Source organism: Serratia sp. TMDUHS_CL (assembly GCF_037137105.1).
Taxonomy (GTDB): Bacteria; Pseudomonadota; Gammaproteobacteria; order Enterobacterales; family Enterobacteriaceae; genus Serratia; species Serratia nevei.
The window spans coordinates 522,504-542,963 of the sequence record NZ_JBBBDV010000001.1; the positions used below are offsets into that span (position 1 = coordinate 522,504).

At 60.1% G+C, this 20,460-nt stretch carries 19 protein-coding genes; 4 read left to right on the forward strand and 15 right to left on the reverse strand.

Annotation, left to right across the window (positions count from 1 at the left end; translation table 11 throughout):
• Positions 1-128 precede the first annotated feature (128 nt).
• Together WCL58_RS02565 and ydgH are read right to left on the reverse strand one after the other, a co-directional pair.
• Positions 129-1,520 carry an amino acid permease gene (locus tag WCL58_RS02565; RefSeq protein ID WP_047730635.1) on the reverse strand — a complete coding sequence of 464 codons (1,392 nt, stop codon included), beginning with the start codon at positions 1,518-1,520 and terminating at the stop codon, positions 129-131.
• 244 nt (positions 1,521-1,764) lie between these two features.
• Entirely contained in the window at positions 1,765-2,715 is a 951-nt protein-coding gene (gene ydgH / locus WCL58_RS02570) for a DUF1471 family protein YdgH (protein WP_336850413.1), read from the reverse strand.
• Between the two features lie 537 nt (positions 2,716-3,252).
• Between ydgH and pntA the strand changes: the two genes are divergently transcribed.
• Both pntA and pntB read left to right on the forward strand, forming a co-directional pair.
• A complete protein-coding gene (gene pntA / locus WCL58_RS02575) occupies positions 3,253-4,782 on the forward strand; it encodes a Re/Si-specific NAD(P)(+) transhydrogenase subunit alpha (protein WP_201966427.1) in 1,530 nt (509 codons plus the stop codon).
• A gap of 10 nt (positions 4,783-4,792) precedes the next feature.
• Positions 4,793-6,187 carry a Re/Si-specific NAD(P)(+) transhydrogenase subunit beta gene (gene pntB / locus WCL58_RS02580; RefSeq protein ID WP_049198296.1) on the forward strand — a complete coding sequence of 465 codons (1,395 nt, stop codon included), beginning with the start codon at positions 4,793-4,795 and terminating at the stop codon, positions 6,185-6,187.
• A gap of 57 nt (positions 6,188-6,244) precedes the next feature.
• On the opposite strand, the gene uspE is transcribed toward pntB, so the two are convergent.
• A complete protein-coding gene (uspE, locus tag WCL58_RS02585) occupies positions 6,245-7,207 on the reverse strand; it encodes a universal stress protein UspE (protein ID WP_336850415.1) in 963 nt (320 codons plus the stop codon).
• A gap of 126 nt (positions 7,208-7,333) precedes the next feature.
• On the reverse strand, positions 7,334-8,098 hold the full coding sequence (locus WCL58_RS02590; protein ID WP_004938278.1) for an FNR family transcription factor: 765 nt from the start codon (positions 8,096-8,098) through the stop codon (positions 7,334-7,336).
• 393 nt (positions 8,099-8,491) lie between these two features.
• Here WCL58_RS02590 and WCL58_RS02595 point away from each other — a divergent pair, with 393 nt between their 5' ends.
• Together WCL58_RS02595 and WCL58_RS02600 are read left to right on the forward strand one after the other, a co-directional pair.
• Positions 8,492-8,827, forward strand: coding sequence for a hypothetical protein (locus WCL58_RS02595; protein ID WP_060418645.1), 336 nt, complete (start codon positions 8,492-8,494; stop codon positions 8,825-8,827).
• A 16-nt stretch (positions 8,828-8,843) separates the two neighbouring features.
• Positions 8,844-9,371, forward strand: a complete 528-nt coding sequence (locus tag WCL58_RS02600; protein WP_336850416.1) for a YMGG-like glycine zipper-containing protein — start codon at positions 8,844-8,846, stop codon at positions 9,369-9,371.
• Here the strand turns inward: WCL58_RS02600 and ogt are convergent.
• From ogt to WCL58_RS02655, 11 genes are all read right to left on the reverse strand, one after another.
• Complete coding sequence (gene ogt, locus WCL58_RS02605) at positions 9,368-9,898, reverse strand: methylated-DNA--[protein]-cysteine S-methyltransferase (protein ID WP_060418648.1); 531 nt, start codon at positions 9,896-9,898, stop codon at positions 9,368-9,370. The two genes, WCL58_RS02600 and ogt, sit on opposite strands and share 4 nt — an antisense overlap.
• A 219-nt stretch (positions 9,899-10,117) precedes the next feature.
• Positions 10,118-10,429: a hypothetical protein gene (locus WCL58_RS02610; protein ID WP_049198300.1), complete on the reverse strand. Its 312-nt coding sequence runs from the start codon at positions 10,427-10,429 to the stop codon at positions 10,118-10,120.
• A 305-nt stretch (positions 10,430-10,734) separates the two neighbouring features.
• Positions 10,735-11,589, reverse strand: a complete 855-nt coding sequence (locus WCL58_RS02615; protein WP_060439855.1) for a tagatose bisphosphate family class II aldolase — start codon at positions 11,587-11,589, stop codon at positions 10,735-10,737.
• 9 nt (positions 11,590-11,598) lie between these two features.
• On the reverse strand, positions 11,599-12,765 hold the full coding sequence (locus WCL58_RS02620) for an SIS domain-containing protein (RefSeq protein WP_336850418.1): 1,167 nt from the start codon (positions 12,763-12,765) through the stop codon (positions 11,599-11,601).
• Between the two features lie 25 nt (positions 12,766-12,790).
• Positions 12,791-13,561 (reverse strand): transcriptional repressor AgaR, encoded by a 771-nt coding sequence (gene agaR, locus WCL58_RS02625; RefSeq protein ID WP_087762745.1) that lies wholly within the window; start codon positions 13,559-13,561, stop codon positions 12,791-12,793.
• A gap of 332 nt (positions 13,562-13,893) precedes the next feature.
• Entirely contained in the window at positions 13,894-14,799 is a 906-nt protein-coding gene (locus WCL58_RS02630; protein ID WP_336850552.1) for an ROK family protein, read from the reverse strand.
• 17 nt (positions 14,800-14,816) lie between these two features.
• The gene (locus tag WCL58_RS02635) at positions 14,817-16,100 is read right to left on the reverse strand and encodes a Gfo/Idh/MocA family protein (protein ID WP_336850419.1); all 1,284 of its coding nucleotides are present in this window, start codon (positions 16,098-16,100) and stop codon (positions 14,817-14,819) included.
• 19 nt (positions 16,101-16,119) lie between these two features.
• Positions 16,120-17,232: an ABC transporter ATP-binding protein gene (locus WCL58_RS02640; RefSeq protein ID WP_100395729.1), complete on the reverse strand. Its 1,113-nt coding sequence runs from the start codon at positions 17,230-17,232 to the stop codon at positions 16,120-16,122.
• A gap of 21 nt (positions 17,233-17,253) precedes the next feature.
• Entirely contained in the window at positions 17,254-18,072 is an 819-nt protein-coding gene (locus WCL58_RS02645) for a carbohydrate ABC transporter permease (protein WP_004938251.1), read from the reverse strand.
• A gap of 10 nt (positions 18,073-18,082) precedes the next feature.
• Complete coding sequence (locus tag WCL58_RS02650) at positions 18,083-19,024, reverse strand: carbohydrate ABC transporter permease (RefSeq protein ID WP_047730640.1); 942 nt, start codon at positions 19,022-19,024, stop codon at positions 18,083-18,085.
• Between the two features lie 78 nt (positions 19,025-19,102).
• Entirely contained in the window at positions 19,103-20,356 is a 1,254-nt protein-coding gene (locus tag WCL58_RS02655) for an ABC transporter substrate-binding protein (protein ID WP_336850421.1), read from the reverse strand.
• Positions 20,357-20,460: the final 104 nt, after the last annotated feature.

Sequence of the window (20,460 nt, forward strand, 5' to 3'; positions counted from 1 at the left end):
AATGATAATTAATTGCATTTAAGATCGCAAGCATGGCAATTGACCGATCAACAACGGGGAGAGAGGTAAAAAAGAGGGAAGCGGCGAAACGAAATGCGGCTGCAGGGCAGCCGCATTGGCAGACGATGTTAGTGCAACATAAACCAGCCGGCAGGCAGCGTGGCCACCAGCAGCAAGAAGATGCTGCTCTTTTCCAGGCGATTCAGTAGATTGATATCCCGGTGGCCGCGGCGGGCATACATGAACACCAACAGCCCTGGCGCATACAGCAGCACCGACATCAGCAGGTGCATCAGCCCGGACGCGTACAGCAGCCACAGGCCATAGACGCAGGCGCCGGTCGCGGCGAAGATCAGGCGCTTGTCGCGGCGGCGGTAAGCCACCTTGAACAGAAACGCGCCGACCAGGAAGTAAGGCACCAGGATCATTTCTGAAGCGATGGTCAACAGCGAGTTGTAGTTGCTGCCGGTCAGCCAGATCAGCACCAGCGCCAGCTGCACTGCAATGTTGGTCAGCCACAGCGAAGAGGACGGGGCGTGATGGCGGTTCTGCTTGCCGAACACGCGCGGAAACGCGCCGTGCTGCGCGGCCAGCAGCGGCACTTCGGCCGCCATGATGGTCCAGCTCAGGTAGGCGCCGCACACGGAAATGATCAGGCCGGCGGCGATAAGCACGTCTCCCCACGGGCCGATCAGTTCCACCATCAGCACCGCCATCGACGGGTTGCGCATTTCGGCCAGTTCGCTGCGCGGCACCACGCCCAGCGACAGCAACGTGACCATCAGATACACCGCCAGCGCCGACAGCACCGCCAGCATGGTGGCGCGGCCCACGTCTTTCTTATTGCGGGCGCGGGCGGAAACCACCACGGCGCCTTCCACGCCGATAAACACCCACAGGGTGATCAGCATGGTGTCCTTGACCTGTTCCCACACCGGCTTGCCGAGGGCGATGCCTTTGAAATCCAGCGTGAACACGTCCATTTTAAAGGCGATCGCCGCCAGAACGGCGAACATCCCCAGCGGCAGCAGCTTGGCCAGGGTGGCCGCCAGATTGATGCTGGCCGCGGTTTGCACGCCGCGCAGCACCAGCGCATGCACGATCCACAGCAGGGCGGATTCGGCGATCAGCGCCTGCCAGGTATTGCCGTCACCGAGAATGACGCTGCCGCCGCGATCGGTGAAGATACTCAGCGCCGCGAACACGATCACCAGATACGAGACGTTGGCGATCACGGCGCACAGCCAGTAACCCCAGGCGGAGCAGAAGCCCACCAGCTCGCCGAACCCTTCCTTGGCGTAGGTGAAGATGCCGCCGTCCAGATCCGGACGCAAACGCGTAAGCAGCAGCATGGCGAAGGCCAAAAACAGAATGCCGACGCCGGTGATCCCCCAGCCCAGCAGCAGCGCGGCGGGGCTGGCGACCTGCGCCATGTTTTGCGGCAGACTGAACACGCCGGCGCCCAGCATCGAGCTGAGCACCAAAGCGGTTAGCGCGGTAAGACCGAGTTTTTTTTCCAATGACGGATCCTGAACGCAGAATAAACAACTGGAAGGGAACTGCTTGGCGGCAACAATGTATTAACAACCACTGCGCGAATAGACAATAGCCCTAAAAATTGGCGCAAATTTTACGGAGGGATGATTAGAGATGCAATGATTGAATATGCGGAATTTACAAAAAACTATTCAACGTGCGATGAAAAAAGCGGCAATAAAAACGGGCAGCTCAAGGGCTGCCCGATGGTAAACCGAAAAGCGGGTTTTATTTGAACAGATCGGCGCTGACGGTCAGGTTGCCGCCGCTCTTGTTCTGCCACTGGCGGGTGACGTGGTAGTACTTGGCGCCTTTCTCGGCCGCGCGTTTCGCCACTTCGGTGGAGACATCGGTCATGCTGTTGAAGTGGCCGGTGAAGGTGACGGAATCGAACGGTACCATCTGCGCGGCGGTCACGTTGTTCACTTCCTGGATCTTGGTGCCGTTAGGCAGCGTGACGGTATAGCGCTGGCCGGTAGAGGACTGGGTTTCGAAGAAACGGCCCACGTCGCGGCTTGGCGAACCGGAAGACGCGACGCCAGGAATTTCGACTTTCGCGGCAGCGGCGCCACCGGCGGCCAGCGCGGCGCGGCCGGCGTCAGAATCGGCCGGAATGGCATCCGGGCTCTGCACGCGGCGTTTTGGCGCATCGGCCTTATAGATGTAGGCGGTGACGAACTGGTTACCGCCGGAGTTGGCGTCAACCTGGCGCACGATGAAGAAGGATGCAGCGCCTTTTTTCTTCGCTTCTTTGGAGATGGCGTCGTTGATGTCCGGCTGGCTGCGGTAGAAACCGCTGACGCTCACGGTATCGTAAGGCTCCAGCAGATAGGCTTCATCTTTAGGCAGTTCGTTCACGCCGTTAAATACGCGGTATTTTGGTGTTTTGCTCACTTCTGGCGCATCTTTATGATAAAGGTCTGCGGTGACGCGCCAGTTGCCGCCGTTGTTGCTGTTGTTGCTGTCCTGGATATAGAAGGAATCGGCACCCAGTTTGTCTGCACGGCGGGATACGGCGTCGACGGCTTCATTGATGGCATTGAAGCGGCCGGTAATCGTGATGCGATCAAACGGCTTCAGCGCCGCTGCTTTCTCAGGAGTTAACTCTTGCGCCGCATGAGCAGACAGCGCGGTGAGTGATAACAAGGCTGACGCGATGATCGTGTTCTTCAGCTTCATAAAAAATCCTTTCGCCTAGCGCATTAACGTTTATAACGTACTGAACTGTTTAAGTGTAATTCAGCCGTCGATTATTACATGTAATTCTGAAAACTGTCTCAGCATTTTATGTTATCCCGTGCGACAAATCGCCGACGTTGACGCGGGCCGCACGGATGGCGCCATCGTCATAAGTTTCCATAATAAAGGCTCTGGTGTCATTAATGTTAATTATTCACAAAATGATAACTTTTATGCTTTTTCGCCGCGCGTGGCCATAAATCGTTACGCCGAGCGTAAACCTCTTGTCACGCAGAATGCGCTGTTCTGTATGGGTTTTTTCACGGTAAATTGCGATTTGTCATATCACGCGCGGCGTTTTTATGTAAAAACAGAGCTGAATGCGTAAGCAATTATGGATCATCGACCTTATTTTCAGTAGGTTATAGTTGGCGTCTGAAATCAGTGCGGGCAAGTTAACGCCTCGCTCGCCGCTGGCGTCATGCTATGGGCAGGAAAATAATAAACATCATCCAAGACAGGTGAGAAGGGAACATTATGCGTATTGGTGTACCAAGAGAGCGGTTGGCCAATGAAGCCCGGGTCGCAGCCACGCCGAAAACGGTGGAACAACTGCTGAAGCTGGGTTTTACCGTCGCGATTGAACGCGGGGCGGGCAAACTGGCCAGTTTTGAGGACGTCGCCTACGAAGCCGCCGGTGCGGCGCTGGTCGACGAAAGCGAAGTGTGGCAGTCGGATCTGATCCTGAAAGTCAACGCGCCGAAAGACGACGAGATCGCCTTGATGCGCGAAGGCAGCACGCTGGTCAGCTTTATCTGGCCGGCGCAAAACCCCGAATTGATGGCCAAGCTGGCGGCGCGCAACGTCACCGCGCTGGCGATGGACTCGGTACCGCGCATCTCGCGCGCCCAGTCGATGGATGCGCTGAGCTCGATGGCCAACATCGCCGGCTACCGCGCGATCGTCGAAGCGGCGCATGAGTTCGGCCGCTTCTTCACCGGCCAGATCACCGCCGCCGGCAAAGTGCCGCCGGCCAAGGTGATGATCATCGGTGCCGGCGTGGCCGGCCTGGCGGCGATCGGCGCCGCGGGCAGCCTCGGCGCCATCGTGCGCGCCTTCGACACCCGCCCGGAAGTGAAAGAGCAGGTGCAGAGCATGGGCGCGGAATTCCTCGAGCTGGATTTTGAAGAGGAAGCGGGCAGCGGCGACGGCTACGCCAAAGTGATGTCCGAAGCCTTTATCAAGGCCGAGATGGCGCTGTTCGCCGCGCAGGCCGCGGAGGTCGATATCATCGTCACTACCGCGTTGATCCCGGGCAAACCGGCGCCGAAGCTGATCACCAAAGAGATGGTGGCGTCGATGAAACCGGGCAGCGTGATCGTCGATCTGGCGGCGCAAACCGGCGGCAACTGCGAACTGACGGTGGCCGACACCATTACCGTGACCGACAACGGCGTGAAAATCATCGGCTATACCGACCTGCCGAGCCGCTTGCCGACGCAATCTTCGCAGCTTTACGGCACCAACCTGGTCAACCTGCTGAAGCTGCTGTCGAAGGAGAAAAACGGCGAGATTGACATCGATTTCGACGATACGGTGATCCGCGGCGTTACCGTGGTGCGCAGCGGTGAAATCACCTGGCCGGCGCCGCCGATTCAGGTCTCCGCCCAGCCGAAAGCGGCACCCGCCGCCGCACCGGTGGCCAAACCCGAAGCCAAACCGACCTCGCCGTGGCTGAAGTACGGCCTGATGGCCCTGGCGATCCTGCTGTTCGGCTGGCTGGCGGATGCGGCGCCGAAAGAGTTCCTGTCGCACTTTACCGTGTTCGCGCTGGCCTGCGTGGTCGGTTACTACGTGGTCTGGAACGTCAGCCATGCGCTGCATACCCCGTTGATGTCGGTCACCAACGCGATCTCAGGAATTATCGTGGTCGGTGCGCTGTTGCAGATCGGCCATGGCGGCTGGGTGAGTTTCCTCTCCTTTATCGCCGTGCTGATCGCCAGCATCAATATTTTCGGTGGGTTCACCGTCACTCAGCGCATGCTGAAGATGTTCCGCAAGAACTAAGGGGTAACAAATGTCTGGAGGATTGGTTACAGCTGCATACATTGTTGCCGCTATTTTGTTTATTTTCAGCCTGGCGGGCCTGTCGCGCCATGAAACGTCGAAGCAGGGCAACCTGTTCGGCGTCGCCGGTATGGCGATCGCGCTGATCGCCACCATTCTGGGGCCGGATTCCGGCAACGTCGGCTGGATCATCATCGCCATGATCATCGGCGGCTCGATCGGCGTCTATCTGGCCAAAAAGGTCGAGATGACCGAAATGCCGGAGCTGGTGGCGGTGCTGCATAGCTTCGTTGGCCTGGCAGCGGTGCTGGTCGGTTTCAACAGCTACCTGGATCACGGCGCGCCGATGGAGCCGGTGATGGCGAATATCCATCTGACCGAAGTGTTCCTCGGCATCTTTATCGGCGCGGTAACCTTCACCGGTTCGATCGTCGCCTTCGGCAAGCTGCGCGGCATCATCTCTTCCAAACCGCTGATGCTGCCGAACCGCCACAAGCTGAATCTGGCGGCGTTGGTGATCTCGTTCCTGCTGCTGGTGGCGTTCGTGCGTACCGACAGCGTGGGCTGGCAGGTGGTGACGCTGCTGCTGATGACGGCGATCGCACTGGCGTTCGGCTGGCATCTGGTGGCCTCGATCGGCGGCGCCGACATGCCGGTGGTGGTGTCGATGCTCAACTCCTACTCGGGGTGGGCGGCGGCCGCGGCGGGCTTCATGCTGAGCAACGATCTGCTGATCGTCACCGGTGCGCTGGTGGGCTCCTCGGGTGCAATCCTGTCTTACATCATGTGCAAGGCGATGAACCGCTCGTTTATCAGCGTGATCGCCGGCGGTTTCGGCAGTGACGGTTCGTCCACCGGCGACGCCGAAGAGATGGGCGAATACCGTGAAACCACGGCGGAAGAGGTGGCCGAGCAGTTGAAGAACTCCACCTCGGTGATCATCACGCCGGGTTACGGCATGGCGGTGGCGCAGGCGCAATATCCGGTGGCGGAAATCACCGAGAAACTGCGGGCACGCGGCGTGAAGGTGCGTTTCGGCATTCACCCGGTCGCGGGGCGTTTGCCGGGCCACATGAACGTGCTGTTGGCGGAGGCGAAGGTACCGTACGACGTGGTGCTGGAGATGGATGAAATCAACGAAGACTTCCCGGATACCGACACCGTGCTGGTGATTGGCGCCAACGACACGGTGAACCCGGCGGCGCTGGAAGATCCGCGCAGCCCGATCGCCGGCATGCCGGTATTGGAAGTGTGGAAAGCGCAGAACGTGATCGCGTTTAAACGCTCGATGAACACCGGCTACGCCGGCGTGCAGAACCCGCTGTTCTTCAAGGAGAACACCCAAATGCTGTTCGGCGATGCCAAAGACAGCGTGGAAGCGATTCTGCGGGCATTGCAGAAGTAGTTGAGCAACCAAAAAAACGGGCCGCTTATTAGCGGCCCATTTTTTTATGCGTGAAGGCTAATCTTCGTCGTCGTGCTCATCGTCTTCATCCGCCTCGATCGGGCAGTTGAAGTTCTCCGGCTTAATCACCAGCAGATCGCATTTCAGATGGTCGATCACATGTTCCGCGGTGTTGCCGATAAAGGCCGCCGAAATGCCGGTGCGGCCCAGGGTGCCCAGAACCACCACGCCGGCCTGCAGGTGTTCGGCCAGATCGGGGATCACCTCTTCCGGCAGGCCTTTTTCCACGTGGGTGAACTCTTCCTTAATGCAGAATTTCTGCCGCAGCGCCTTCATGGCGATCAGGTGCTGGCCGCGAATGGCGTCGTTGTAGACGCTCGGATCGAAGTCGGGCAGCTCGATGGCGATGTTGATCGGGGTAACGGGATAGGCGCCGACCAGGTGAACCTCGGTCTGGTTGACGTTCTGCGCCAGTTCGACGGTTTCTTGCACCAGTTTGATATTGAGCGGGTCGTGATAGGGTTCTTCGCTGGCCAGGTTGACCGCCACCAGCGCTTTGCCGTCTTCTGGCCAGGGTTGGTCTTTTACCATCCACACCGGGCAAGGGCATTTGCGCAGCAGGTGCCAGTCGGTGGGGGTGAAGATCACCGACTCCAGCCGGTCGTGCTGGTGCGCCATTTTCAGCAGCAGATCATGCTGGCCGGAAAGCACTTCCTGAATGATGGCTTCGAAGGGGCGGTTATGCCAGACCACTTTGATTTCGATCGGCACGCCGTCGTTGAGATAGAAGCGGCACTGCTCGTTGATCCAGGCGGCGCGTTGGCTGATCACACCTTGCCGCATCGCCGTTCTTTCGTCCGGGGAGAGCAGGGTCGTCATTTCGTAAGAGAAGTCATAAATGGGCAGGAAGGCTTTGATGCGCCCGCCGTTCCGTTTTACCAGGTACACAGCGCGGCGCAATGCCGGCTGGTCGTCCTGATTGGGGTCAATAGCCACCAGAAGATTCTGATACTTCGCCATAGGGCCTCCTTACAGCTGAAATCAACAGTCTGTTAATTTACAGAGTAACCCAACATTGAAAAACAGAACAACAACAGAAGCGTGCCGGATCAACAATTTCGGTGAAATGTTGATCCGGCAGGGGAATCAGGCGTTGACGGTCACGTTGATGCGTGGCGTACCGGCCAGCACCGACAGGGCGTCGGCGTTTTCGATGGTGATGTATTTGCCTTTCACGCTGAGGATTTCGCTTTTCTGGAAGCGGCCCAGCAGGCGGCTGATGGTTTCCACCGTCAGGCCGAGGTAGTTGCCGATGTCGCCGCGGGTCATGGTCAACCGGAACTCGCGCGGCGAGAAGCCACGCTCCGCGAAGCGGCGCGACAGGTTGTAAACGAACGCCGCCAGGCGCTCTTCGGCATTTTTCTTCGACAGCAGCAGGATCATGTCCTGGTCGCCTTTGATCTCGCCGCTCATCAGTCGCATGATCTGCTGACGCAGATTAGGCATTTTGCCGGACAGATCGTCGAGGGTTTCGAATGGGATCTCGCACACCATCGAGGTTTCCAGCGCCTGAGCGAAGCTTGGGTGCTTCAGACCGCCGATGGCGTCGAAGCCCACCAGGTCACCCGCCAGGTGGAAACCGGTGATCTGCTCGTCGCCTTGCTCGGTGATGGTGTAGCTTTTGATGGTCCCGGAACGGATCGCGTACAGCGATTTCAGCTCGTCGCCGGCCTTGAACAGGGTCTGGCCTTTCTGGATGGGCTTTTTCCTCTCGATAATGTTGTCGAGCTGGTCCAGCTCGTGGGCATTAAGGGTGAAAGGAATGCACAGCTGGCTGATGCTGCAGTCCTGGCAATGGATCGCACAACCACCAGACTGGATACGACGAATCACGCGTTTTTCCGGGATCATAGATTACGCTCATTCAATAATTGATATGAGTCAATTTTAACATCTTTTGCTGCAGCTGATAAGGGTGGCATTAGCATGAATAGGGGTATTGTGTGCGAATTTTGCGCACACATGCCGCCGATTATTCTGTATCGCGCTGAAGTCGCTAGATTTATTTGGCACTTATGCGCAACGTGCGGTCGCCATTCCGGCGGCATAAGGCAGGGCAATCGGCGCGGGTGGTCTGCGCGGCTCGCATTGACAGGTTTTAGCGGCGTGAATCAATCATCCTTTGACACATTTACTGGCGAAAGCTTGTCGCATTCATCCGAATCCTCACCGCAAAGCCGCGCCGCATCGGCGTTAAGCTGAAGGTCAGAAAGGCAGGTGAACGATCCTGTTCGGGAGTGGATGATGAAAAAGCGCATACTGTTGATGGCGGCCGCCGCGGTGTTGATGACGGCCAGCGCCGCCGCCTTCGCCCACGGCTATTACGGCCACGGCTACTACCGGCACGGCTATTATTACGGCGGGCCGCGCGTGGTGATCGGCGTGCCCTGGGGGCCGCCGCCGCTCTATTACCCGCCGCCGCCGGTGGTGTATGTCACGCCGCCGCCGCCGCAGACCTATATCGAAAAGCCGCCGAGCTATGCCTACTACTGCCGCCGCCCGGCGGGCTATTACCCCCAGGTGCCGCGTTGTCCTGACGGTTGGATGAAAGTGGTGCCAGACGGTCCGTTCTCCCGGTGATTAAAGGCGGTGCGTGATGAGACACTCTTTTGCTTTCCCGATAGTGGCGCTGGCCGGGCTGTTGGCCGGCTGCGTCTCTGCGCCTTCCGGGCCCGGGGTCACCGCGCTGCCCGGCACGGGGAAAAGTTACGAACAATTCAATCGCGATGAGGTCATGTGCCGCGGCTATGCGCAAAACAGCCTTGGCAGCGGCGCGCAAACGGCGGCCAATTCGGCGACGGGAACGGCGGTGGCGGGAACGGCCGTCGGCGCGGCGGCAGGGGCGTTGATTGGCGCCGCATCCGGTCATGCCGGCCCCGGCGCGCTGATCGGCGCGGGCGGCGGGTTGCTGGTCGGCAGCGCGATGGCCAATAACTCGGCCTGGCGCAGCAGCGATGACCTGCAAGACCGCTACGATACCGTGTATACGCAGTGCATGTACGCCAAAGGTAACAAGGTGCCGGTGGCCTACGGTTATGGTGAGGCCACCTCATCGCCGGTGCCGCCGGACTACTATCCCGCCGCCCCGGCGGAGGGCGTCCCGCCGGACTATGTGCCGCGCTAGCGCGAGAGCAGATCCTGCGGCAGGTACCCTTCGTGCTGCAGCAGCCACTGCTTGCGCTGCACGCCGCCGGCATAGCCGGTCAGCGCGCCCTGCGAACCGATCACCCGGTGGCAGGGCACCACGATGCTGATCGGATTCGAACCGTTGGCCATGCCGACCGCGCGTGAGGCGGTCGGGCGGCCGATACGTTGCGCCAGTTGGCCGTAGGTCAGGATCTCGCCGCAGGGGATTTGGCGCAGCTGTTGCCACACGGTGCGTTGGAACTCGGTGCCGGCGGTCATCACCGGCAGCCGATCGATAATGCCCAGTTCCCCGGCGAAATAGCGTTGCATCGCGTCGGTCAGCCCGCTGGGATCGCGCTGCTCACGCAGGGTGAAGCGATCGGCGCGGTAGTGGGTATTCAGCAGCTTCATCAGGCGCGCTTCGTGATCGGTCCAGTCAATCGCCCGCAGGCGCCCCTGTTCATCGGCAATCAGCACCAGTTCTCCCACCGGCGTGGCGGTACGATCAATCAAAAAAGTCTGCATCTGGATCACTCCTCGGTTTGGTATGGCGATTATCGCATGAAAGCGGAGGAAGCGATGGCGGATTTCGGACATGCTGATGGGCAACCGCAGGGTTGCCCAAATAGCCGGCTCAGGGTAAGCCGGGGAGTCATTGCACGTTAAATTTATAAAATAAATTTATAAGTCATCAAGACAAGTTGTGTCTTGTTTATTATTTCATCAGACATTAACGCGTTGGCGTTACTTATAGCTGATGGTCACGCGCTTTAAATGGGGATCGTTATTCACCATTTCGCTGGTGACGGCAGAGACTAATTCTTTTGGCATTTCTTTTAACGAAGAGGAAATATACCCGTTCTGATATTCCGTCACTTTACCGAAGCAGTTGGAGATAAGCTGTTCATCCTGATGTGTGATGGTGCAGGCCGGGGTGGTAATGGCGCCGGTGAAGCGCACGACGCCGGAGGCGACCGGGCTGCCGGAAAGCGGTTTTGCTTGCAGAGCGAAGGGCAGAATGACCAATGCGCTTAATACGGCTAAGTAATGGTTCATACGCTGTTCCTCTCAGAGTAAAAATGCTGCCAATTAAAAAACAAGCACGCTTGTTTTCATCAAATAAGCTATTTCGCCTGGCGAAATAAAAACGAATGAGCAAAAATCCTACTGCCTGCATCCAATGAATTTGATAATAGGGAGGTAGGGTGAGTAAAACCATGATTTGGATCATAGTGAAGACCGGTTAATGGTTTCCGGCGCGGGCAGGGTAAAAGGCTGTGATCGTTCTCTCAGGAAAGCGGGAAATGGCGGGATGTTTTCGCCCCCGTGGTGCAGCCACGAAACCGGGGGCGAGCGCGGGGTTACAGCATGCCGCTGCTGCCGCAGATGCGGATCTTTTCCGCCACCACTTCTTTCATCGCCAGCTTGCCGGGGACGATATATTTGCGCGGGTCGTTGGCATCCGGGTGCTGTGAAAAGTAGCTTTTCACCGCATCGGCGAAGGCGATTTTCAGTTCGGTGGCGACGTTGACCTTGCAGACGCCGAGCGAGATCGCGCGTTTGACCATCGCCTCCGGAATGCCGGAGGCGCCGTGCAGCACCAGGGGCACGTCCACCTGTTCGCGGATCAGCGCCAGGCGCTCGAAGTCCAGCTTCGGCTCGCCGTGATACAGGCCGTGGGCGGAACCTATCGCCACCGCCAGCGAATCGATGCCGGTGGCGGCGACGAACTCGCGTGCCGCCACCGGGTCGGTATAGAAACTGTCCACCGTATCGACGATCAGATCGTCTTCCTGCCCGCCCAGGCGGCCCAGTTCCGCTTCCACGCTGGCGCCATAGCGGTGGCACAAGGTGACCGCAGCAGCCACTTTGGCGATGTTCTGCTCGAACGGCAGATGGGAACCGTCGATCATCACCGAACGGATGCCGCTTTTCACCTTGTGCTCGATGTCGTCCAGCTCTTCGTGATGATCCAGATGCAGCGCCAGCGGCAAATCGTAGCGGTGCGCGGCCGATTGGCAAATGCCGATCAGGTAGTCGGTGCCGGCGTAGCTGAAGGTGCCGGGCGTGCCGGCCATGATCACCGGCGAGCGCAGCTCGGCGGCGGTTTCCGCCACCACCTGCACGGTTTCCAGATTGTGAACGTTAAACGCCGGGACGGCGTAACCCTGGCGCTGCGCCTTGAGCAGCATTTCTCGGTTGGCTATCAGATACATGGGATCTCCTTACTGCACGGGGGAAGGGAAACGGTAAATCGTCACGCCTTTCACCACCCGGTTAACCTCGCCGGTTGGGCAAGGGTTGTCTGGGGTCAGCCCCAGCGCCAGCGAACTCTCGAAGGCCAGCATCTGGGTGAACAGCAGATACGGGAACAGCAGCCAGATATCGTCCGTGGCCTGATGCATAGGCAGCAGGGCATCGGGCGGTGTCCGGGGCTGGCCGGTCAAACCGACCAATTGCATCGCCAACCCGTCGCGCTGCAGCTCGTTCCACAGATCGCGGTCATACTGGCGGGCGTAGTCGTCGTGGGAGAACATCACCACCACCAATGTTTGGCCGTCGACCATAAATTTCGGGCCGTGGCGCAGGCCGAGCGGCGAGTCGTAGCGCGTCACGATGCGCCCGGCGGTCAGCTCCAGCATCTTGAGCGAGGCCTCTTCCGCCAGGCCGGTAAAGCAGCTGCCGCCGAGAGTGATATAACGGCGGAAACCGCTGGCGGCCAGCGCCTTTACCTGTGGCTGCAGCGTTTCGCGCAGTGCACGGCAGCGCTGCACCATGGCGTTCAGCGGCGCCTGGGCGGCCTCGAGCGAAAGCGGGCCGAGCAGCAGCGCGGCGCTCAGCATCATGCAGCTGAAGCTGGAGGTCATGGCGAAGCTCTGATCGTTGGAGCCTTGCGGCATCACCAGCGAACAGACGTTGTCGCGCCGATGCGCATACTGCGCCAGCTTGCTGTCCGGGTTGCAGACCAGCATCAGGTGGTAGCTTTCCGGCAGCAGTTGGTCGGCCAGCTCCACCGTCGCCACGCTTTCCGGGCTGTTGCCCGAGCGGGCGAAGGAGACCAGCAGCGTCGGCCGCTCAGGATCGAGATACTGCCGCGGGTTGGCGACGATATCGGTGGTGCCGTAGGCCGCCACGTCGCGGCCGGTTCGTTCGCGCAGCCAGGGCGCCAGGGCGCGGCCGGCGAACGCCGAGCTGCCGGCGCCGCACAGCACGATTTGCAGCCGAGGATTGGCCAACAGCGGCGCCAGGAACGGCTGCCACTGCGCCTGTTGCTCCTGCAGTTGCCGATGCAGCGCCGCCCACAGATCCGGCTGCTGCCAAATCTCTGCGGCGGTGTGCCAGGCGTTGCGCTGCTTCAGCCAATCCGCCTCGTAAGAGAAATACGCGTTCATGATGACAACTCCTTAAAAGCCTCGGTTAACGGTCGGCGATAATCACGTCGATCCCTAAATGGTGCAGCGCCTGCAGATAGTGTTCCGGAATGCGGCCGTCGGTGACCAGGCGGTGGATCTGGCCGATTTCGCGGATCATGCAAAAGCTGGTGCGGCCGAATTTGCTGGCGTCGGCGATGGCGATCACTTCGCGCGCCACCTCGCACATCACGCGGTTCAGCTGCGCTTCGCCCGGATCCGGCGTGGTGATGCCGCCCGCCAGATCGAAACCGTCGACGCCGAGAAACAGCTTGTCGAACCGGTACTGGCGCAGCTGCTGTTCGGCGGCGGGGCCGTACAGCGACCAGGCCTTGCGGCGCACGCTGCCGCCGACCACCATCAGATCGATCTGCTCGTTGTTGGCCAGCTCGAAGGCGATGTTCAGCGCGTTGGTCATCACCACCAGATCCTTTTTCCCCGCCAGCTGCGGCGCCATCTGACTGGTGGTGGAGCCGGAGTCGAGGATGACGGCGTCGCCGTCTTCAATCAGCGCCGCCGCCGCGCAGGCGATGGCGTGTTTTACGTCGCGGTTGATGCGGCCCTTGTCCTGCAGCGGGCGATCGAAGGCGAACTGTTTGTTCAACATGGCGCCGCCGTAAGCGCGCACCGCGCAGCCGTGTTTTTCCAGCTGGCGCAGATCGCTGCGGATGGTGACGCTGGACACCGAAAACTGCTGGCTGAGCTGTTCCACGCGCACCGAGCCTTCGCGGCACAGCTGGTCGATAATTAATTCCCGGCGTTTTGCGGTATTGATCATTAACGCAGACTCCTGATTTACCTGTAGCCGTGCCCGACCGCGGCTTAATAAGCCGCAGCGATACCGACCGGAGCGCTTTCAGTTGTTCGTGGCGAATTACAGCAAACGAAACACTGAAATGCAATCGATTAATTTTAAAATATCTATATCTATCAGTTGGTTATATTTAATTTTGCTTTCGGTTTAGCGGTAACCGAAAGCGGTATTAACACAAAGTGAAAACGGCAAATTCGTTATTTTTCAGTCGACAATTCTCGCGATGGCTTTATTCGGCCCTGCGACGGCGAAAGCCGCAGCGATCATTCGACAGCCGCCGGGCTTTCACTGTTTTTTTATGCCGCCGCCTGTAATAGCGCTGCGCCACGCACGCCGCTGCTGTCACCGTGCACCGGTGGGAATACCGCTGCCGGTTCCACGCCCGGCAGCAGCCAGTGCCGCATCGCCGCCGGCAGCAGCCGATACAGCTCGCCGACGTTCGACAACCCACCGCCCAACACGAAGGCATCGACGTCCAGCAGCAGCTGCAAACCGGCCAGCGCGCTGGCCAGAATGTCGACGTAGACGGTCATCAGCCACTGTGCGAGCGTATCCCCCGCGCGATAGCTGGCGACCAGCGCCGGCACGTCGGCGGCCGGATGGGCAAAGTGGCGGCTCAGCGCCAGCAGCCCGCTGCCGGAGACGTAGCGTTCAAAGCAGCCGGTCAGCCCGCAGTTGCAGCCGAACAGCGGCAGATCGTAGCGCTGCGCCAGCTGGGCGGAGATCGGCATATGGCCCCATTCGCCCGCCAGCCCGTTGCGCCCCTTGTGCAATTGCCGGTTCACCACTAGGCCACCGCCGGCACCGGTGCCGATGATGGCGCCGAACACCAGCGGCAGATGGGCGGTTTGCGGCGTGCTGGCTTCCGACAGCGCGAAACAGCGGCAGTCGTTCTCGATGGCGATTGGCCGCGCCAGCGCCTGCGTCAAATCATCCGCCAGGCAATGCCCGGTCAGGCAGGGCACGTTGACCGCCAGCTGGCGGCGGCTGACGGGGTCGGTGATCCCCGGCAGGCCGATGCCGATGCTGCCGCGTGTATGCAGCTCGCGGTCCGCCTGCTCGACCAGCCCGGCGATGCAGGCCACGAACTCGCCATAATCGCCGGTTGGGGTGCGCACGCGCTGAAGCAGCACCTGATTGAGCTGGCGATCGTAAGCGGCCATTTCGATCTTGGTGCCGCCGATGTCGAAGCCGTAACGCATCTCTCTCGTGCTCATGGTCAGGCTCCGTTCAGGGCGATCACCGCCGCTTCGCGGCGCGCGCGTTCGGCGGCGAACACCATCAGGTGGCTCTCCAGCGCTTCCGCCGGGCCGGCCAACACCTGGCTCGGATCGTTGGTGCGAATGGCCGCGATAAAGTGCTGCATCAGGTAGTAGTCGCCGCCGCCGTGGCCGGCCATGGCGTGCAGATCCTGGCCGGCGTCGGTGTCGTAATGCGCTTCGCCGTCGTCGAGGAACGAGGTGATGCGGATATGGCGGCCGTCGCCTTCCAGGCAGCCGCGGCTGCCGAAGATGCGGGTGTGGCGATCTTCGTGGCGGGTAAAGGCCGTCATGGTGAACGACGCGGTGCGGCCGCCGGCGAACTGCATGTTGACCACCTGATGATCGACCACGTTATTGTCGCAGCGGTAAACGCAGCGGCCGTAGGGCCCGTCGCGCAGCGCCGCCCGCAGCGTTGTCTGGTCGGGTTCTGGCGTCAACACGCGCAGAAAGCCGGGCGTGGCCTTGTGGTCGTCGCCCAGATAGATGCGTTTGGCGGAATAGGGGCAGGACGCCTCCACCGCGCAATCCAGGCAGTTGTCCGCCGCGCCGGCCGGTTGGTTTTCCTGGCGGAAATGGCGCAGGTTGCCGAAGGAGCTGACCTGTTCGCAGGGCTGCTCCATCACGTAGCGGATCCAATCGATGTCGTGGCAGGATTTCTGCAGCAGCATAAAGGCGGCCTGCCGATCGTTGCGCCAGTTGCCGCGCACGAAGGAGTGCGCCTGATGCCAGTAGCCGACCGGCTCCAGGTGTTGCAGGCTGACGATGTCGCCGATCGCGCCGTCGCGCAGCAGCTGTTTGAGCTTTTGGGTATAGCGGGTGTAGCGCAGCACGTGGCCGACCGAGAAGATCAGCTTTTGGCGCACCACCTCGGCGACGATGGCGCGGCACTCGTCGGCGTCCGGCGACAGCGGCTTTTCCAGCAGCATGGCGTAGCCCTGGCGGGCGAAGGCCAGCGCCGGTTCCAGGTGCATCTGATCCTGAGTGCAGATCAGCACCGCGTCGGCCAGCTTGCCGGCATCGGCGGCCTGGCGCCAGTCGGTGAAGACGTTTTCCGACGCGATGGCGTGCTGTGCCACGAACTGTTCGCGGTAGGCGTCGCGCGGTTCCGCCACCGCCACCACCTGCATCAAATCGGGGTGCGCCAGCGCATAGCGCGAGTAGATTTCACCGCGCGCGCCGGCGCCGACCACCAGCACCTGCACCGGGCGCTGGGCAACGTTGTTGGGTTGTGTTGACGACATTGCTGATACTCCGCTGTTGTTATTTGAGGTTTTGGCCGCTGAGCTCGTCGAACAAATGCGCGCGCGTCAGATCGAATGCCAGATGAACGCTTTCGCCGAGGCGCGGCTCCCAGTCCGGCAGCGACGCCATGCGCAGCACGAAGCGCAGGTCGGCCAGTTCACAGTGCAGCAGCTCTTCGTTGCCCATGCGCTCGATGGTGACGATCTGCGCCGGGAAGCAGTTGGCGCTGCCGGGCGCGCACAGCCGCAGGGACTCCGGCCGGATACCGAGGCACACCCGCGCATGCGGATAGTCCATCAACTGCCGTTGCAGCGCCGGCGGCAGCTCGAGCGGGTGCTGCAGGCCGATGCGCAGCCGCACCGTTTGGCCGTCGCGCACGATCGCCAGATCGTGCAGGTTCATCGACGGGCTGCCGATAAACTCGGCGACGAAACGGTTGGCGGGGTGGTGGTACAGGTTGATCGGTTTATCCACCTGCATGATGGCGCCGCGGTTCATCACGCAAATGCGATCGCCCATGGTCATCGCTTCGACCTGATCGTGGGTGACGTACACCATGGTGGCGGCGGCGCCTTCCTGCTTCAGCTGATTGTGCAGTTCGATCAGCTGCACGCGCATCGACACCCGCAGCTTGGCGTCGAGGTTGGACAGCGGCTCATCGAACAGGAACACTTTGGGCTTGCGCACGATGGCGCGGCCGACCGCCACCCGCTGGCACTGGCCGCCCGAGAGCTGGCCCGGCTTGCGCTGCAGCAGGTTGGTGATCTCCAGCTTTTCCGCCGCGTCGCGCACCCGGCGGTCGATCTCGGCCTTGCTCTCTTTGCCGATCAGGCCGAACGCCATGTTCTTGTACACCGTCATATGCGGGTACAGCGCATAGTTCTGGAACACCATGGCGACGCCGCGATCCTTCGGCATGCTGTCGTTGACGCAGCGATCGTGGATCAGGATCTGCCCCTCGCTGACGCTCTCCAGCCCGGCGATCATCCGCAGCAGGGTGGATTTGGCGCAGCCGGACGGGCCGACGAACACCATAAATTCCCCGTCCTCAATGTCCAGATTGACGCCGTGCAGCGCGTGGAAACCGTTGGGGTAGACTTTTTTAACGCTGTTTAACTGAATTCCGGCCATGTCATTTACCTTGTCTGCGCGTTAGCCTTTCACCCCGGCGCTGGCGATGCCCTGGATGAAATAGCGTTGGAAAATAATGAACAGCATCAGCATCGGGATCACCGCCATCAGCGCCCCGGCCATCAGCAACGGGTATTCCACCCCGGCGCGGCTGGAGAGCGAGGCGAGGCCAACCGGCAGCGTCAGCTTCTCGGTGGTGGTATTGACGATCAGCGGCCACATCAGGTTGTTCCAGCTCCACAGGCCGTTGATGATGACGCAGGCGATAATGCCCGGCCGGATCAGCGGCAGCATGATGCGCCAGAAGATGGCGAAGTAGCTGTAGCCGTCGATCAAGGCCGCTTCTTCCATCTCCTTCGGCACCGCCAGAAAGAACTGGCGCAGCAGGAAGGTGGCGTAGACGCTGAAAATGCCCGGCAGCACCAGCCCGGTGATGCTGTTGACCAGCCCCAACTTCTGTACCACCAGAAATTGCGGGATCAGAAACGCCTGGCCGGGCACCATCAGGATCGACACGCACACCAGGAACACCGCGTCGCGGCCGCGAAAATGCAGGCGCGAGAAGCCATAGGCGGCCAGGGTGGCGATCGCCATCTGCAGGGTGACGGTGAAGAAGGTCGCCAGCAGCGAGTTGAGATAAAAACCGGCGAACGGGATTTCGTGCATCACCCGGCCGTAGGCCTGCAGGCTGGGGTGCGCCGGCAGCAGCGTCAGCGGGATCTGGATGCTCTCGGCCTGGGTTTTCAACGAGGTCACCAGCATCCAGATAAAGGGCACGACCGAGGCCAGCGCCGCCAGCCCCATAAACAGGTACACCAGCGTTTTCTTGCTTGCGTTCATGTGCAGCTCCTCAGCTGACTTTCAGGCGCTTGCCGATCGCCATTTGAATCAGGGTGATCACCAGCGTGACGGCGAACAGCACCACGGTGATGGCGGAGGCGTAGCCTTTTTCCTGCAGGTAAAACGCGTACTTGTAGAACAGGTTGGTGACGGTCATCACGTCGTTTTCCACCAGCGCGCGGTCGAACATCAGGAACACCACGTCGAAGATTTGCAGGATCTCGATAAAGCTCATCACCGACACGAAGAACAGCGTCGGCACCATCATCGGCAGCGTGATGCAGAAGAAGCGCCGCAGGGTGCCGATGCCGTCGATATCCGCGGCCTCGTACAGCTGGCGCGGAATACTCTGCAGCCCGGCCAGCAAAATGATGATCTTCAGCGCCAGCGACGACCAGATGATGATGATGGACACGCTGATGCGCACCACGTCCGGATCGGACAGCCAGGCGACCGGCGCAATGTGCAGCAGGCCCAGCGCCTGGTTGATCAGGCCGAAATCCTTGTTGAACAGCCATTGCCACACCATGGCCACCGCCGCGGGCATGGTGACCGCCGGCAGGAACAGCAGGGTGCGCAGCAGGCCTTTGCCGCGGATGTTCTGGTTGAGGCCGATCGCCAACAGCAGCGACAGGCTCAGGCTGATCGGTACGCACACCACCACGTAGAACAGGGTGTTGGCGGCGGCGGTGTAGAAGTCGTCGTCTTCGAACAGGTTGAGATAGTTATCGACGCTGATGCTGCTCCAGCGCATGAACTGGTTCAGATCGGTAAAGCTGTAAAAAATGTTCTGCAAAAAGGGGATTAGGTAAAACACCGTGACCCCCAACAGCAGCGGCAGGATCATCACCCAGCCCCAGAAGCGTTCGGCGCGTTCGAGCCGATTGAGCGCGGGGCGGGCGGTGCGCCGGGATGATTTCAGGGTGACCGTAGCCGTTTCTGCCAGCGACATGTTGCCATTCCTCACCTATCACTTTCAGCGTGGGTCCACCGCGGCGCACACTCGGGGTAGCGCGCCGCGGCGGGGCGATTACTGCTCCATGACGCGCGCGATCTTCTTGACCGACTTGTCCATTTCCTGCTTGGCGTCCGCGCCCATAAAGATTTTCTTCAGGCTGGCGATCCACATGTTCTGCCATTTCGGCGTATTGGTGCCGGCGGTGGGGTAAGCCTGGGTCACTTCAAGGGTCTGGATATAAGGCGAGACGTCGACTTTCTGGATCTGCTGCGCCCAGACCTTGGCCGCCGTCTTGTTGGCCGGGATCACCACCTTGGCCAACTCCGCCTGCGAGGCTTCGCTGCTCATGAAGGCGATATATTTCCAGGCGGCCTGTTTGTGGGCGCTTTTGGCCGACATGGCGAAGGCCAGGCTGTGCGCTACGCCGGACTGGCGTTCAATTTTCGGCATCATTACCACGCCGATGTGATCGTTGATCAGCGGGTTGTTGGCGAACGGCGCCGCCAGCCAGGAACCGGCATAGACCATCGCGGCGCGGTTGGACTGGAAGATGTTCTCGGTTTTGACTTCGCTCATTTGCTGGGCGCTCGGCATCAGGCCGTCTTTCATCATGCCCTGCAGCTGCTGGTAGACCCAGATGGATTTGTCGTTGGCGATGTCGGTGGGTTGGCCGTCTTTCGGTACGATGTGATTGCCGTTTTGGAACAGCAGGTTCATATAGCTGTCCTGGCCGTCGATGCTGAGATCCATCACCAGCGGGAAGGCGGCGCCTTTCAGCCCGCTTTTCAGGGCGGTGGCTTTGTTTTTCAGATCGTCCCAGCTCCAGTCGCTGGTGGGGTAGCTGACGCCGGCCTGATCGAACAGTTTTTTGTTGTACCACACGGCGATGGAGTCGACGTCGCGCGGAATGGCCATCTGTTGGCCGTCGTACTGGTAGGCTTTTACCGAACTGGCGACCACGTCGTCCAGCTGAAGGCCGCTGTCCTTAATATAAGGCGCCAGCGGTTCCATAATGCCGTTTTTGGCATATTGCACAAAATAAGGCATATTGATCCAGAATATATCCGGCGCCACGCCGCCGGCGGCAGCGGAATCCAATTTAACGAAATATTGCGCAGAGGGCGTTAATTCTATTTCTATTTTTATATCCGGATTGGCCTGTTCAAAACGTTTGGCGATCTCCTGTTCGGCAGGTAATTGGTTTCTGTCCCAAACGGCATAGCGCAATGTTATTTTATCTGCGGCGTGGATCAGGGTGGGTAATAATAATGCGCTGGCAAGAATAGAGTGCGCCAGCAGGCGTCCGGTATTTTTTATCGGTGACATTGCTTTCCCCTCGGTGAGCGACGAATAACGTTTTTCGCAACGTAAATTCTTTCTATCCCTTAACTTTCAATGTGTCAATACACCCCCGAACGCCCAAAAATGGG